Raw genomic sequence first — 18995 nt, forward strand, 5'->3', positions numbered from 1 at the left:
TTTATAGTTTTATTTCCGGCTTTCCCTTATCTAACTGTCAGTCACTATTTGACAACGATCTTCTTTACTGTTGAGTATGAACTCTTATATGTTGTCTTACCTGACTTGTTAAATGCACGCACCTTGAAGTAATATGTCTTGCCTTTCTTCAGGCCTTTCTTGGTGTATGAAGTAGTTCCTGCCTTTCTTATAGTTGCAACAGCCTTATACGTGCCACGCTTTGATGTTGACATGTATACGATGTAACCTGTTGCTCCCTTGGCTCTCTTCCATGCAATTTTCGCCTGCTTGACTCCGGCCTTCGCTGATACAACAGGTGTTGCAGGAAGTGTAAATCCTGATACATATGTTCCGGCATTCTCTACGATCGCCTTTCCATCCTTCTTGTATGCCACAACTCTGTACTTATACGTTGTTCCGGCACTGAGCTTTGAGCTTACAAATACGACCTTTGACTTGCTTGTGATGGTCTTGATCTTGACTGCTCTGTTGCCGCGGTATCTGTAAACTATGTATCCATCAGCGTTGTTTACCTTGCTCCATTTCATCGTTATCGATGCATTGCTTCTGGCACTGATCTTAAGATTCTTGACTGCCGATGGCGTTGTCATGATCCTTGCTGTAGCATCCTCACCAACGAGCTCCTTGCTGCCGACCTTCTTGTATGCAACTACCTTGAATGTGTAAGCTGTACTTCCAGTCAGACCGTTTACATTATAAGCTGTCTTTGATGTCGAACCAAGATATTTGTAATTGTCCTTTGCTACAAGTCTGTATACCTTGTAGCCTGTAGCTCCCTTAACTGTATTCCACTTGAGCGCTATCGACTTCTCTGCCCTGCTGCTGAATGAAATACCTGAAACCTTAGCTGGCTTTGTTGCTGCATTTATGACTGTCTTCTCGCTATACAGTGTCTTGCCTGACGACTTCACATATGCTGATATCGCGAACTTGTAATCAGTTCCCGCTGCCAGACCTGTGATATTGCTGCTTGTGCCCGTCACTGTTGCAACCTTCACATATGTCTTCTTACCTGTATCATATCTGTACACCTCATATCCCTGGGCATATGCACTGCTGCTCCATGATAGCTTCAGTGATGTTGTTGTCTCACCGCTTGCCGCAAGGTTCTTCACCTTTGCAGGAAGGATGTTGAATGTAACCTTCTTTGTTCCGTAGAAGTTGTTAAGTCCTGTGATCGTAACACTTGCAACACCCGGCTTCACGTTGTTGCTGTACTCAACCGTGTACTCCTTTGGATTTATCACTGTTCTGCCGATCTTAACTGTAACCGCCGGCTTGATCGCTGATCCTGTGTAGGTCTTGTCTGCTATCGCTGATACGGTTGCCTTTGATATGTCAAATGCCTTGATCCTGAACTGCTTTGTAACGCTTCCCTTGTAGTCGCCCATGAACTTCACAGTGACTGAAGCCTTACTTGTTCTCGTCATGGTGATTCCGCTGTTGTTCTGGTATGTGATCGTGTAATCTCTGCCTTCCTTCAGCACATTTGTTCCCCATGTTATCGTGACATTATCAAACTTAAATGCTGTGCCCTTGTATATAACCTCGGACTCAATTCCGTTTATAACAGCCGTGTTGCTTATATCTGCCTTGCTTATCACAAAGCTCTTCTTTACAGAATCTGTGTAGTTGCCTGCACCTGTTAATGTTATGACTGCTGTTCCTACATGAACATTGTTCTCGTACTTCACAGTATAGTCCGTTCCCTGGCTGAGCTTCTGTCCATCCAGTTCAACTTCAATATCCTGTGTTATTGCATTACCTGTGAATACCTTTCCTGTAATACCCTTGATCTCAGCTCCAGCGATACTCTTCTTTGTAATTGCAAAGTATCTTGTCACTGAATCCTTGTAGTTGCCCTTACCGGTCACAACCACCTTTGCGCGTCCTGTCACATCTGTGTTCATATCGAAGCTGAGTATGTAGTCAACTCCCTCTGTCAGCTCCACATCACCATTCTTTACCTTTACAACAGGTATGAGCTGGTTTCCTGTGTACTCGATCGATGTGCTGCACTCAACTGTACAGTTCTTGATACTTCTTGCTGTTATCTCAAATGTACCTGTTGTCTCTCCGGTGTAGTTGCCCTTTCCTGTTATGCTTACCTCTGCGGTTCCGACCTCAGTGTTGTTACTGTAAGCCACTGTGTAATCCGCTGCTGATAACACAACACCGTTGACTGTCACTGTAACGGCTGGAGTTACCGGCTTTCCTGTGTATTCCGTATCCTCTGCCACAACTACTGCATTATCGATTGATGCCGCTGTTATGGCAAATGTTGCTGTCACACTTCCTGTGTAATTAGACCGGCTTCCTGCTGTAGCTGTAACCGTTGCTGTTCCAACGTTTACATTTGAAGCATATCTCACTATGAAGCCCGCGATATCTTCATCGTCAAGCACAAATGCTCCGTCACTGCTGTTAATAGCTGTAACTGATGGAGTGAGTGCCTTTCCGGTGTATGTCATGCTGCTCTTTGAAAGCTCTGCTACATAACCTGTTACGTCTCTCTTGACGATCTCGAAAGTTGCCGTCTTAGAACTTACGTAGTCTCCATATCCTGTGATCGTCACTGTGGCAGTTCCAACATTATAGTTATTGATGTATGAAACCTTGTAATCAGTTCCCTGTACAAGCGTCTTGCCACCGTATGTAACATTTACCGCAGGTGTGATATTCTTCTTTGCAAACTCCTGATCAGGTATTGCACTGATCTTGGCTCCGCTTATATTTACAGGATCCTTTGTAATGGTAAATTCTCTCTCCACAGTTCCTGTGTAGCTTCTCTTACCTGTTACTGTTGCCTTTGCCGACTGTCCGCCTGCTGTAGGCTCAATATTATTGCTGTACTCGATCTCGTAGTCAACACCCTCTACAAGCACCAGATCTCCATATGTAATTGTGAGCTCCGGCTCTATCTTCTTGCCTGTGTAAATCTGACCCTCGATCTCGCTCACATGACAGTCTGCAAGATTTCTTCTTGTTATAGCAAAGTATCTGTTAACACTTCCTGTGTAGTTGCCAATACCTGTGATGGTAACACTTGCCTTGTCCGTCACGTTCTTATTTCCACTGTATGATACAGTGTAGTCTCTTCCTGCCACAAGTACATCGTCGCCGTATGTTACCTTAAGTCCGGCAAATGTTATTGCCTTTCCTGTGTAGGTTACGCTGTCTTTTATACCTGTTATATCTGCATCTGCAATATCAGCACCGCCAATAGCAAACAGCTTGCTGGCAGCTCCTGAATAATTGCCCTTTCCTGTTATCACCGCAACTGCTGCCGTTGTCACCTCGACATTGTTCTTGTAGCTTACGGTGTAATCCCTGCCTGCCACAAGCTCTCTCTGTCCGTCAACAACCGTGAGCTTTGGTGTAACCGCATTACCGGTATAATTCTGTCTGTCGATGTCCTTTATCTCTGCAAGAGATATGTCTCTAGCTGCGATATCGAATTTCTCAACCGCCGTTCCAGTGTAGTTGCCTATACCTGTGATGGTAACGCCTGCCTTATCTGTGTCTGTTGTGACATTCACATTGTCACTGTATGAAACTGTAAAGTCTCTGTCCTCCACAAGAGCTGTTCCGCCAAGTGAAACTGTAACTGCAGGTGTAAGTGGATCTCCTGTGTATCTTGCCGATGCCACCGTAATGTCTGCATCTGCAAGATTTCTGGCACTTATCTTAAATCTTGCTGTGGTGCTTCCACTGTAGTTACCCATACCTGTGATGGTGAGCACTGCACTGTCTGTCACGTTCACATTGTTGCTGTAGTCTGCTCTGTAGTCGCGTCCCTCAACAAGTGTCCTGCCTCCGAGTGTAACTGTGTGATCCGGAGTTACAGCTTCACCCGTATAAACTCCGTTTCCAACCTTTACTGAAGCATTGTCGACTGAAGCACCTACTATTGCAAATGTCTTGCTGACACTTCCTGTGAAGCCTTCACCCTCAAGTGCCTTTATAGTAACCTTACCTGTTCCAACATTTGTATTTGACGAGTAGCTGATCTCAAGGTTGTCAAAATCAGTAACTGTCACTGTCTTTCCAGCTCTCTTCACTGTAAATGAATTGATCACCGGTTTTACTGCTGTTCCTGTATACATATACTCGGATGCATCAAGAGCTATCTGTCCATCACTTATATCGACCGGATTGATGTTAAACTTAGCCGATAAAGATCCGGTATTTGAATTGATACCTCTAACTGTTACGGTTGCCACACCCTCATCGATGTTGTCCACATATACGAGTGCGTAATCCTCGCCGTATACAAGTGTCTTTCCACCAAATGTAACTGTCACATCCGGTGTGAGCGGCTGGCCGAAGTTGTAAAGCTGATCACTGATCTTGCTTATCACAGCCTTGGATATATCCACAAGATTCTTAGATATCGTGAAGTTCACTGTTATGCTTCCTGTGTAGTTACCAGATCCTGTGATCTTGATCTCAGCCTTCGAGCTGGCCGTTGTCTCATTTATGTTGTTGCTGTACTCTGTCTTGTAATCTGTTCCAGACACGAGAACCTGTGTTCCGTCTCTCACTGTGACCTCAGGTGTTACAGCCTTTCCTGTGTGTACCTGTCCGCCAATCGCATCGACTCTACACTTGCTTATGTCCTTAGCTGTGATCTTGAATGTTCTGCTCAGCTCTCCGCTGTAATTGCCGATACCTGTTATCACAACCTCCGCACTGTCTGTCACGTTTACATTGTTCTTATACTCTACTGTGTAATCCTCATCCTCGGACAGTTTCTTTCCGACCAGTGTCACAACGATCTCGCCAAATGTTATGGCCTTTCCTGTGTATTCTGTGCCGGCTGGTATACCTGATACCTCTGCGTCCTCAAGAGTGAGACTCTTTATACTGAAGTTCTTCTCTACAGTTCCCTTGTAATTGCCCTTACCGGTTACGATAAGCTTGGCTGAATCTGAAACCTCTATGTTGTTCTCATATGTCACAGTGTAGTCCGTTCCTGCAACAAGCTGTACTCCATCGAGTGTCACCTTTGCATCCGGTCTGATCTCACTGCCGCTGTACATCTGATCCAGTATATCATTGATCTTCGCCTCATTGATCGCCTTTGGCTCAATGTCGAATGTAGCAGTCACAGTGCCCTTATAGTTTCCTGTTCCCTTGACGGTCACAGTCGCCTTTGACTTTGCTGTCGTAGCGTTCACATTGTTGCTGTAAGAAACAACATAATCAATGTCTGCATTTAATATCTCATCATCGAGAGTTACTGTCACAGCCGGTGTAAGTGGCTTTCCAGTGTAAACTGATGACTGGACATTCACATCTGCCTTGCTCAGATCCTTTGCAGTTATCGCAAAGTATGCGACAACTGTTCCCTTGTAGTTTCCTGTACCGGTCACTGTGAGGATGGCTGCTGTTCCAACATTTACATTGTTGCTGAACACCACATTGAAATCTGTTCCCGCAGTGAGTTTCTTGCCATCAAGTGTCACTGTATATGCAGGCTTTACTGCACTTCCTGTGTACACATGGTCTTCCACATCAACTACAGCCTGTGCGATATCCACCTCTGTGATCTCAAACTTCTTTGTCACAGATCCTGTAAATCCGCTTCCCTGTGCTGCCTTTATAACCGCACCAGCAGTTCCGACATTTGTATTGTCCGTGTATGTCACATCAAATGCTGTCATAGATGTCACTGCCGTCGCCTTGCCATCCCTGCTTACTGTTATCATCTTAACTGCAGGTCTGATCTCTGATCCCGTGTACTCAAATGAGTCATTCTCAAGTACAACCTCAGCAGTTGTTATATCTACTGGCTTTATGGCAAATGTTGTGCTCACCGAGCCTGTGTTCTTGTTGATACCATTTGCCTGTATCGTCGCCGTACCTTCATTGATATTGTCGATGTATACAAGCTCGTAGTCCACATCCTGTGTCAATGTCTTGCCGCCATATGTAAGTGTAACCTCTGGTCTTATGGCATTTCCAAAGTTGTAATACTGGTCATCGACCTTGCTCATTACAGCCTTTGATATATCCACAACCTCCTGTGTGATGGTGAATACCGCACTGTTGCTGCCTCTGTAGTTGCCCTTACCTGTTATGGTGACCTCAGCACTGTCTGTCACATCTGTGTTGTTGCTGTAAGTAATGTCATAATCCTTTCCGGTCTCCAGTATCCTTGCGCCATCTCTGACTGTGATCTCAGGCTCAACCGCCTTACCTGTGTATATCTGTCCGCCAATCGGATCAATGCTGCATCTGCCGATATTCTTAGCTGTTATGGCAAATGCTGTTCTAACCTGTCCGCCGTAGTTTCCTGTGCCCTTTATGATCACATATGCAGGATTCTTCTCATCTGTAACGTTCAGGTTGTTCTCGTAGCTTACTGTGTAGTCCGTACCGTTCACAAGTGTCCTGCCGTTTACTACAACTGCTATATCTGCAAATTCAATGGCATCTCCTGTAAATACTACCGCATCCTGGATTCCACTTATCTCTGCATTGTCTATGCTGTATGCCTTTATAGCAAATGTTCTGGTCACTGATCCCTTGTAGCTTCCTCTACCTGAGATAATAGCGCTGGCCTTGTCTGTAACCGAATCGTTGTTCTCGTATGCCACTGTGTAATCAGTGTCCTCTGAGAGAACATTGTTGCCATTTACAATTCTCAGTTCAGGTTTTACTGCCTGACCGCCGTATGTCTGATCTGGTATCTCCGGTATGTCAAGCTTTGATATATCCATAGGAGTTATAGAGAACTCTCCCTGGACTGTTCCTGTGTAGTTGCCTGTTCCTGTCACTGTCACAACAGCCTTTGCTGTGTCAGATGTGACATTCACATTGTCGCTGTAGCTGAGCTTATAGTCAGTTCCCTGAACAAGAGTCTTTCCATCAAGGACTACACTGACTGTTGTCGTAACTGCGCTTCCTGTGTATTCAGCATCATCGGCCTTCACCTCAGCCTGTGATATCCTCTTAGGAGTTATGCTGAACTTCTGTGAAAGCTTTCCGGTGTAATTTCCGGTTCCCTCTATAGTAACCAGTGCATTGTCAGTAACATTCACATTGCCTGAAACTGTTACCTTGTAGTCAACGCCCTCTGCAAGAGTCTTTCCTCCGAGAACTACTCTGCATACAGGAGTGATCGCGCTTCCCGTATATACTGCACTGTCAACGCCGACCTCTGCCTGCTCTATTGAAGCTGCAACGATCCTGAAGGATGTGCTTGTGCTTCCTGTATAGCTCTGGCCTTCGCCTGCGGCGATCTTAACTGTAGCCGTACCGACATTTACATTGTCTGTACATGTGATCTCAAATCCTGCGAGATCTGTGAGTACCTTCTTAACTCCATTTCTTGTGACTGTTATCGATTCTACATCTGCTGTTACCGCATCTCCTGTGAAACCATATGAATTCTTCACAAGTGCGATCTCTGCAGTTGTTATATCTATAGGAAGGATCTTGAATGTCTTACTTACCTCGCCCTTATTCTGGTCGATTCCCTTCACTGTAGCTGTAGCCGTACCGGCCTCAATGTTATCAGTGTAGGTTACGCTGTAATCAACATTCTCTGTAAGCTTTCTTCCTCCAAGATTTACACTGAGTGCAGGTGTGAGCTCCTCACCGAAGTTGTAATACTGATCTGCGATATCACTTATCACCGCATTTGAAATGTCGAGCACTTCCTTTGCGATGGTGAACTCTGCTGTAAGCTGTCCGGTGTAGTTGCCCTTACCTTCTATAACTGCCTTGGCATTCTTGCCCACCTCGATATTGTCACTGTAAGATACCGTGTAGTCTCTTCCATTTTCGAGTACCTTTGATCCATCTCTTACTGTAACCTCAGGGGTGATCTCCCTGCCTGTATATGTCTGTCCTCCGATGGCATCGACCTTGCACTTCTCAAGACTTCTTGGGGTTATGCTGAAGGCTGTTCTTATCTGTCCACCGTAGTTGTCGTTACCCTTTATGATAACGTATGCCATGCTGTCCTCAGTGGTTGCATTGACATTGTTCTCATAACTTACTGTGTAATCTGTTCCATATACAAGTGTCTTTCCATTCATCACAACTGTTATGTCCTTAAAGGTTATGCTGTCACCTGTATATTCTGCGCTCTCAGGTATTCCTGTCACAACCGCCGGTGCTATGCTTGCTCCGCATATCTCAAACAGCTTTGTAACGGTTCCCTGATAGTTACCCTTACCTTTGACTACTGCTCTCGCCTCTGTAGTCTTGTCTGTATTGTTGCTGTATGTTACATCGTAATCTCTTCCCGCAACAAGAACTGTGTCTCCGTTTCTTACGACCACCACTGGCTCTATCGCCTCGCCGGTGTATTCCTGAGCATCAATGCTGTCAACATCGGCTGCTGTAAGAGTCTTTGCCGTGATGTCAAAGTAAACTGTGAGCTTTCCTGTGTAGTTGCCCATGGCCTTGATGATCGCTGATGCCTTCTTCTCAGCCGTTGTGACATCTATGTTGTCTGCGTATGTAACTGTGTAGTCCTCACCCTTGGTCAGAGTCTTGCCTCCAACCTCAAGAACTACATCAGGTGTCAGCGCAGATCCTATATATACCTGAGCCGGTATGCTGCACTTTCCGCCGTCTATGCTCTTTGCACTGATCTCAAATGTCTGGCTCAGTACGCCCTCATAATTACCGCATCCGGTGATCTTTAACAGAGCGTCCTCTCCTGCCTCTACATTGTTTTCAGCCGATACCGTGTAATCCACGCCTGCTGTCAGCACCTTATCTCCCAGAGTTACCTTTACATCCGGTATAACCTCTGATCCGGTGTACTCAGCATCTGCCACGCTCACGACCGCACCGCTTATGCTCTTTCTTGTGATAGTAAATGTGGTTGATGCAGTTCCGGTGTAGTTCGTATCCTTTCCTGCACTTACAGTAACCTTTGCCGTTCCGGCATCTGTATTGTCACTGTATTCCACAGCGAATGAAGAGAGATCTGTGATACTCTCAGTCACACCACCATTAGGAACGCCAAGTCTTGTCACTGCAGGTGTAATCGCCTCACCTGTGTAGGTGAATGATGTTCCCCTGAGAACTACTGACGCCTTTGATATATCTGCCGGCTTTATGACAAATGTCTTTGTAACTGACTTGTTGTAATCACCTGTACCTATGATCTTTACAGTTGCAGTTCCCGCATCAATATTATCGGTATAAGTCACTGTATAGTCGGTGTTAAGTGTGAGTGCCTTTCCTCCAAAGCTTACCTTGACTTCAGGGGTTATGGCCTGTCCAAATGTATATGTCTGATCCGGAATAGCCTCTATCTCAGCCTTTGATATATCTGTAAATACTCTTCCTATAACGAATTCCTTCGTTACCTTTCCTGTGTAGTTGCCCTTTCCTGTGATTATAGCCTTAGCCTTTGTTGTCTCTGTAGTCTCATTTATATTCGACTCATATGTGACATCATAGTCAACGTCGCTCACAAGAAGAACATTACCATTTCTTATCGTTACTTCCGGCTCTATGGCCTTTCCTGTGTATATCTGGCTTTCAATCTCCTCGACATCACATTCCCTGAGATCCTTTGCCGTAATCACAAAGTGTACATCCTTGCTTCCGGTGTAATTGCCTGTACCTGTTACTGTAAAGTATGTACCATCCTCTGTTGTGACTGCCTTGTTGCCTGTGTATGTGATCCTGTAATCAATTCCCTCTGTGAGGATCTCTCTTCCATCGGCAACTATAATATCTGCAAATGTCACATCAGCACCTGTGTAAGCCACAGACTCACTGTATCCGCTGATGGCGACTCCTGTAAGTGACTTAGGTACTATCGCAAATGTTGTTCTGAGGGTTCCTACATAGTTGCCCTTTCCTGTGATAACCACCTGTGCAGGTGCATCCTTTGTCGTAACATCTGTGTTTCCTGTGTATTCAGCCTCATAGTCAACACCGGCTTTCAGTGTTGTTCCATCAGCCATGCTTACTGTCACTGCCGGGGTGATAGGACTTCCGGTATATGTCTGATCACTGATCTTATACGCAACTGCACTTGAAATGTCTGCTGCAGCTATTCTAAAGGTCTTTGTGATAGTGTCTTTATAATTGCCGGTTCCCTTTACTATAACGTTTGCCGTGCCGACATTGACATTCTTCTCATAGGTAACTGTGTAATCCACACCATTTGTCAGAAGCTTGTCTCCAAGTGTTACTTCCACATCAGGAGTGAGCTCCTTACCTGTGTAGATCTGATCTGCGACTTCCACATCGGCATCAGTGATCGTTCTCTCTGTTATAGCAAACTCTGCACTGACGGTGCCCTTATAATTGCCACTTCCTGTAATCTTTACAGTACCCTTGCCTACGTTTGTGTTACTGCTGTAGCTCAGAGTGTAATCCCTGCCCTCTGTCAGAACCACTGTACCAAGTGTTACCCTGACAGCCGGGGTAAGAGGTGTTCCCTGATATACCGCATCGTCTACCTCAACTGCTGCGCCTGACAGATCTGCCTCTGTTATGGCAAACTCACCTGTCACGCTGCCCTTGTAGTTGGTGTTGCTCTTTGCTGATACGCTGATGGACGCTGTTCCTACATTGACATTGCTGCCAAAGCTTATGTCAAAGCTGTCCATATCAGTTATCATCACATCTCCAAACTCTATGCCTGTAACCTCAGGCTTCTGGCTCTTTCCTGTGTACACAAAGCTTTCCTGATCTATAACCACACGGCCTGCTGATATGTCCGCAGGGTTGATGGCGAAGCTTACTCTCTTTGTCTTGGAGTAATACTTTGTTCCGGTTATGATCACATATGCTGTTCCAGCATTTATATTGTTCTCATATGTTAAGGTGTAATCTGTATTCTCTTTCAGTGTAATTCCGTTATACATAACAGTGACTGAAGGAGTTACAGCCTTGCCAAATGCATATGTCTGCGTCGGTATAGCCGACACTGTAGCGCCGTTTATATCCACAACGCTTCTTGTTATCGAGAAGTAGACTACAGCAGTTCCTGTATAGTTGCCAATACCGGTGATCTCTGCCTTCGCCTCATCCGTCTCGTCTATATTGTTGCTGTATGTAACTTCATAGTCTGTTCCGACCTTCAGGGTGACGCTGCCATTCTTTATGGTGAGCACCGGCTCTATGGCCTTACCTGTCCATGTCTGTCCCTGGATCGGGCTGATTTCGCAGTTTGCTATATCTGCCTTTGTTATCTTGAAGGCTGCAGTCTTCTCACCGCTGTAATTGCCTGCTCCGATGAATCTGACAGTCGCTGTTCCGATCTCCTTATTATCAGTGTACTCAACAACGTAATCCTGATTCTCTACAAGTTTTGTATCTCCAAGTGTGAGCTCATATCCTGTGAGGACTATGCTCTCACCGGTATACTCTACACTCTCAGGTATTCCTGTTATGACTGCATCTGCAAAGTCTGCCTTTGTTATCTCAAACTCAGCCACACACTGACCTGTATAATTTCCACGGCCTGTGATAGTTGCCTTTGCCTTTCTTGAGTCTGTTGTAACACTTACATTGTCGCTGTATGTGACGTCATAATCACTGTCCTCTGTCAGAACTATCTCTCCGTTCTTGACTGTAACCTTTGGACTGTGGGCTGTTCCGTCGTATACAACAGACGCTATAGGTGAGACCACGCACTTGCTTATATCCATTGCGGATATGGTGAATGTCTCTGATGCTGTTCCTGTGTAATTGTGCTTACCTGTTATCGTCACTGTGGCTGTACCCTTATCGGTATTTCCACTATAGTCAACATCATACTCGGTGTCTGCGATCTGCTTTCCACCTAATGTAACTGTTATCTCCGGTGTAAGCGGAGCTCCAGTATACACCTGATCTGCAACAGTTATCTTTGCTGCACTTATGGATCTTGCTGCGATCTTGAAGGTCGTCTTAACTGTTCCGGCATAGTTGCCCATACCCTTTACAGTAACCGTTGCTGTTCCGGCATCGGTATTGTCAGCATATCCCACTGTGTAATCTGTTCCCTCTATAAGCTTTGTCTGTCCCAGATATACTGTCACTGCCGGCTTGAGTGCAGCACCTGTGTATGTCTGATCGGCAACCGTGAGCTGGGCATCTGTGATGTCTGCCGCAGTGATCGCAAACTTGCCTGTAACTGTTCCCTTATAGTTTGAACTGCTTCTGGCTGTGAGAGCTATCTCTCCACTGCCTACATTTATATTGTTGCTGTATGTCACGTCAAAATCTGTGCCAGGCTCTATGCTGCCGCCAGCCAGAGTGATTCCTGTCACTACAGGCTTGATCTCGCTTCCGGTATATCCGTAAGCATCCTTCTCAAGCTCAAGGACTCCTCCTGTCACATCGAGCTGTTCGATAGTAAATGATGTATCTATGACTCCATGATACTCTCCGGCTCCTGTCACGATTATGTATGCCTTTCCGGCATTCACATTGCTCTGATAGCTTACTGTATACGCATCCTCTGGAAGCACCTCTCCATCCAGTGTAACTGATATAGCCGGTGTGATCTGCTTGCCATAGTTATATACAAATGGTCCCTTGTCTGTTATAGAGATGACCGCAGGTGTTATATCTATAACTCTCTCTGCTATCATAAATGTCTTCTGTACAGATCCGGTGTAGTTGCCCTTTCCTGTGACAACCGCCTTTGCCGGCTTGTCTGCTGTTGACACCTCAATATTGTCGCTGTATACGACATCATAATCCGTGCCCTTCACAAGAGTTCTGCTGCCATCCTTGACTGTTATGTCAGGTGTAAGTGCCTTTCCTGTGTGGGTCTGTCCCGGAATATCGCTGACTGTACAATCCTCTATGCTCTTTGCTGTGATAGTGAATGTCCAGCTTGCTTTTCCTGTATAATTACCCTTTGCACTGAAGATGATATTCGCCTTGCTGCTGGCAGTAGATACATTCAGATTGTTGACATATTCAGTCTCGTAGTCCACACCATTTACAAGCTTAACACCGTCCACAGTGAGCACAGCCTGATCAAATGTAATAGCCTTTCCTGTGTATACGACTGAACTCTCCACGCCGTCCATCTCTGCATCTGTTATATCCTTCTGTCCAATTGTAAATTCTACACGTCTTGTTGTACTGCTGTCATAGTTACCCTTACCTCTGACTATAACTGCAGCCTTTGAATCTGTGGTCGATGCATTGACGTTATTCTCATAGTCGACAGTGTAATCTGTTCCCTCTGTGAGAACCGCATCTCCATCCTTAACTGTTATATCCTGTGTTATCTCAAATCCGGTGTATGTCTTATCTGCCACACCTGCAACCATAATGCCCTCAGCATTTATACTTCTCGCATTTATGACAAATGTGCCGTCAAGCTCTCCGGTATAGTTGCCCTTACCTTTGATCTTGAATTTACCGGTTCCTGCATTTGTAACTTCGCCTTCTACATACTCTACTGTATAATCCTGGCCCTCTACAAGTTTCTCGTCTCCAAGTACGACTGAGATCTTCGTGGTGAGCGGCTTACCTGTATAGCTCTGTGCCTGAGCACTTACCTTTGCTCCCGTGAGCGACTTCGCACCGATAGTAAAGAGAAGCTTTACCTCTCCTGTATAGTTACCTGTACCTGTCACCATCACGCTTGCCTTATCGGAACACTCCACATTGCTGTCGTAGCTGAGTGTATAGTCGACATCCTTCTTGAGAATGACATTTCCACTTCTGACAACCGGCTCAGGAGTTATCTCAGATCCGGTATAGCTGAACTCTGTCTGCTCAAGGCTTGCCCAGCTCTCCTCTATCTTCGCTGCAGTTATTGTCACTGCGATATCAAAGCTTCCTGTAAAATTACAGTCAGCCTTTGCAGTAACTGTTATTGTTCCTGTTCCAACATTTATCAGGTTCTTCTGTGTTACAGTGAAATCTGACATGTCCGTCACAGTGTACTTCTTGCCATCAACTGTGATGTCAAAGCTCTCCACTGTAAATGTCGTTCCAGCCGGTGTGTACACCGCTGAATAAGTCTTAGATGCCACTGCCTTTGCAATAGACAATGGAAGTATCTTGAATGTCTTCTCGACAGTTCCTGAATATCCCTGTACAGTGATACCTGTAACTGTCATTGTCGCAGTTCCGACATTCACATTGTTTGTATAAGTTACCGTATAGCAGTCAGCGTCAAGCTTCACGCCATCCACTGTGACTGTTGCAGCCGGCTCTATCTTATCTCCCATGTGGTATGTCTGATCTGCTATATCAGCAACATCCGCATCTGTTATCTTGACGATCTTCTTGGCAATATCAAATGTTGCCTTCACAGATCCCTTATAGTTGCCTGTTCCACTTATATCAGCAACAGCCTTTGACTCGGTTGTTGTGACATTGATATTGTTGCTGTATGCAACGGTATAATCCGTTCCCTTTACAAGAGTGTTTGCACCGTCAGTGACAGTCACTTCAGGCTCAACAGCCTTTCCTGTATAGATCTGTGCGCTGATCGGCTGAACTGTGCAATCTGCTATATCCTTCTGCTCGATCACGAACTGAACTATCTTCTCACCGGTGTAATTGCCCTTACCTGTGATAAGTATCTCTGCCTTGCTGTCAGTTGTGGAAGCATTTCTGTTATTTGTATATTTCACTGTGTAGTCAGCAGCAGTGAGCTTTCTGCCCGACACTGTAACTGCCAGTCCTGCAAATGTTATATCTGCGCCAGTGTATACCACACTGTCCTCAACGCCTGTTACAACTGCCTTGCTGACTGATGCAGGAACAATATTGAACTCGATCTTCTTTGTTCCGCTGTATACGCCCTTACCAGTTATGGTTATCGACGCCTTAGCTGAAGCCGTGCTGACATTCTCATTATTATCATATGAAGATACAACATAGTCCTCACCCTCAACAAGCTCGGTGCCATCGTAGCTGACTGTTATATCCGGTGTTATCGCTGAGCCTGTGTATGTCTGGTCAGCTATATCAGCCACATCGGCTCCGGCAATATCTATAGCCTTTATCTCGAAGCTTCCTGTAGCGGTTCCATCGAAATTGCCATCCTCCAGAGCTGTTACCGTGATCTTAGCTGTACCAACATTGATATTGTTGGCATACTCAACGCTATAACTTCCTGAAGGCACTGCCATTCCGTCCTTGCATGTAACTGTCACCGCAGGAGTCTGTGCCTTACCTGTGTATGTCACACTTGAAGCTGAAACTGTTGCACCTGTAATACTCTTCTTGTATATTACAAATTTCTGTGTGAGCTCTCCTGTATAGCTGCTGTCCGCCTTTGGAGTGATGGTCACACTTCCATTTCCAACATTTGTATTCTCACCGTATGTGACATTGAAATCATCAAATGATGTTATTCTGTTGACGGTTCCAACCTTCACAGCCACAAGTGATGGCTTGATAGCAGTACCGCTATATTCAAATGTGTCGCCTGATATGATCAGTGTATCACCTGATATGTCATACTTGGCGATCTTGAACGTGTATTCCTTTGTTCCCTTGTACTTGCCCACACCTGTTATGACAAGTGTTGCGGTACCGACCTCATAGTTGTCCTTGAAGGTATATGTATAATCACCGTTTGATCCGGCTGTCATCTCCTCGCCGTCATAGCTCAGAGTAAAGCTTGGTCTGACCGCCATGCCAAAGTTGTATGACTGATCCTCAAGTCCCGTCAAAGTGATCTTGTCACTTGTGCTTATGTCTATAAATTCCTTAGTAATATTGAAGTATTTGATGATCTGACCTGTGTAATGATCACCACAGCCTGTTATGGTCACTGACGCTTTTCCGGCATCCGTGTTGTCTGCATACTCTACTGTGTAATCCTCATTCTCAACAAGCTTGATCTCACCGTTGTATATATTGATCTCAGGTGTTATAGCTGAGCCTGTCCACAACTGATCCGCTATAGCATCCATCTGACAGTTATACACAGCTCTCTTCTCTATCTCGAAACGTATAACCTTCTGTCCTGTGTAATTTCCTATACCGGTTACAGTGATCGAAGCCTTCTCTCCTGAACCTGTTACCTCTATATTATTCGCATACTCAACAGTATAGTCCTTGTCTCTCTCCAGCTTGATAATTTCACCATTAACGTATCTGGTTACATTTATCACCGGTTCGATGGCCATACCTGTGTACATCTGTGACTGGTCGGCCTGGGTTATTCCCATTCCGCTTGAAGATGAAATGATTGAAACAGGTGTTATCTTGAAATACTTGACGATCTCGCCTGTATAATTATCATTTGCAGCCTTTATTACGACCTTGGCCTCATCTGTCACATCCGTGTTATTGCTGTACTCTACCGTATAGTCTACATCCTGCTCCAGCTCAACACTGCCATTCTTGATGGTGACTGCCGGCTCTAATGCCTCTCCTGTGTACTGGCTGTCGGATATATCTTTGACATCGCAGTCCTCAAGAGGCTTAGGTAAAATGTTGAACTCAAGAACCTTAGTTCCGCTGTATGAGCCCATTCCTTCTATAGTAATAGTAGAAGTTCCTATCTTGTCATTGTTCTTTCTGTCGGTGACTGTGAAGTCTGTTCCCTCCTTCAGAACATAACTGCCATTCTTAATGGTAAGCTCCGGCTTCACCTCGCCGCCGTTATAATACTGGTCAGGTATATCCTCATATGTGAGTTTGCCCATATCACCTGACGGAGCAACTATAGTGATCTGGAATGACTTTGAACCGGAATAATATACCGATGCTGACATGGCAATGACTGTCCATGTTCCGGTCTCCTTGTAGCTGAACGGGAAGGTGTAGTTAACTCCCTCAACCAATGTCATTCCGTTGTATGTAATTGTTATATCCGGCTTTATGTTCTCTCCGGTATATTCATAACTGGACTTATTCACAGTCAGCTTTACATCGGCATCTGAGAATGACTTTGCAAGTATGTTAAATGATTTGTACACAGTACCCGCATAGTCTCCCATACCTGTAAATGTAACCTTACCATTGTTGGTTCCCGGCACGATATTCTCGCCGTAAGCAACAGAGTAATCGGTTCCCTCCACAAGTGTCTTGCCGTCGTATGTCAATGTCACATCCGGCTTCAACTGTGCTCCGGTATATTTCATCGATGATATCGTAGAAAATTCCACATCATTCATGCTGATCTTAGATGTCTTTATCGCAAATGTACCTACACATGTTCCCTGGAAATTGCCGAGACCCTTGATCATGACTCTGGCTGAATTTCCGATCTCCACGTTGTTCTCATAACCTGATATCTCGTAGTCAACGCCCTCCACAAGATCCGTATTGCTGAATGTGACCTTTGACAGGGTTGTGGTCACCTCAGAACCTGTGTACTCGGCGTCATCGGCAGTTATTACAGCTTTGGATATATCCGCTGCAACAATCTGGAACTCACATGGAACAGTTCCAGTGTAATTTCCAATACCTACTATATTAAACTTATGTGTTCCTACATTGTAATCCTTGGCATTCCAATACTCACTGAAGTCATATGAGAAATCTTGGGATAACTTAAGTGTAGTTCCAAGTTCCTTATCCTTGACAGAAATATTCTGTGGAGAAACCTGTATCGTTATGTTGTTTGCGGTGTTGAACACTGCATCATCAAATGTTACGGAGAGATTTTCCGTGCTCCTAGGCTTGATGGTGAAGTTCACCGTCTTTGAACCCACATATGAACCAAGTCCTGATATAGTCAGTGATGGCTTAGATGTGGATGTGGATGCATTTGTATTGTTGGTGTAGTATGACACCTTATAATCCTTGCCCTCGACAAGTGTCGTGCCCTTATACTTAACCACCGGACTTGGAGTCTTGGCAGTTCCGTCATATACAAGGTCGTCATCCACCGTAACGTCAGCGTCTGCTATGCTGTATACCTCAGTTCCCTGATCCACGATCTGGAAAGTCTTGGTGACAGTTCCCTTGAATCTGGTAGGTGCTCCTGTTATTGTGACAGTCGCCGTTCCAACATCTGTATTGTTGGTATACTCAACCTTGTACTCATAGTCATTTGTACCCCACTCGTCTATGCTGTGCAGATACTTGTTGTTGGTCTTGTCCAGTATCTTAACAGCCGGCTTTATAGGTTTTCCTGTATATACAAATGTATCACCCTCCAGTGATATCTCCTGATCACTGAGGTTTGCAGCGCTGATTCCGTAGTATATGTAATACTCTCCGTCGCTACCGATCTTATAATTGCTGTTCTTTGCAGCGGACACTACAACTCTAGGACCGTCCCCAAGAGGATCCTCCACTACCTCTGACTCCTCGTCGTTGTTATAATAATCGACAACATAGTCAGTTCCTTCTGTAAGGAAATATCCTGATGATGTATTCGCTGTCTTTACATATATCTGCGGCCATACACCACCAGCCTGATATGTGTAAATTTTATTTTTGCAATTTTTATGCTGGTTCGCTTTCTCTTTTCCATCTATATAGAAAAGTGCAGTCGAAGTTATACTCTTTGCCTTTATAGTAAAGGTACATGTAAGAGTACCGCTGCAGTTCATGTCTGCATTACCTCTGACTGTAACTGTTGCCGTACCAACATTAACATTGTTACTGTATTCTACAGTATAATAATCTGACGACAGCTTCGTGTCGTTGGTCGTATCTCCAATCTTCTTTACCACCAGCTCTGACGAAGTGAGCGTCCATGGTTTTCCCGAATACGTCTTACCGGATGTCACCGTTGTATAACAATAATATCCGTCCGCATTCAGATCTATAGCATCATCCGCCGCCAGCGTGGCAACAGAATCCCCCACATCACTCTGCTTCTCCGCATCACTGGCCGTCGCCACATTCTGTGACTGTGCCGCCAGCACCTGCGCAATCCCTCCGACCGCAATATCACTCTGGAACAATACGGACAATGCCATAATGAATGCCATGAGAAATGCGATCATTCGTCTGCCATAACTTCTTCTCATAAATTACTCCCTGCCTTTCTTGATATGTACATTTGCGGAATAACCAGTATAAGTGTCTGGAAACCCCATTTATATACAATTTTACCAAAAATC

1 protein-coding gene is annotated in these 18995 nt (G+C 45.1%); it reads right to left on the bottom strand.

Translation table 11 applies throughout. The annotated features are described in order from the left end of the window. Positions 1-44: 44 nt before the first annotated feature. Positions 45-18902: a fibronectin type III domain-containing protein gene (locus AB5150_RS11420; protein ID WP_368291882.1), complete on the bottom strand. Its 18858-nt coding sequence runs from the start codon at positions 18900-18902 to the stop codon at positions 45-47. Positions 18903-18995 lie beyond the last annotated feature (93 nt).

This window comes from Coprococcus sp. RTP21281st1_F1_RTP21281_210402 (genome assembly GCF_040915325.1).
GTDB lineage: Bacteria > Bacillota > Clostridia > Lachnospirales > Lachnospiraceae > Coprococcus > Coprococcus aceti.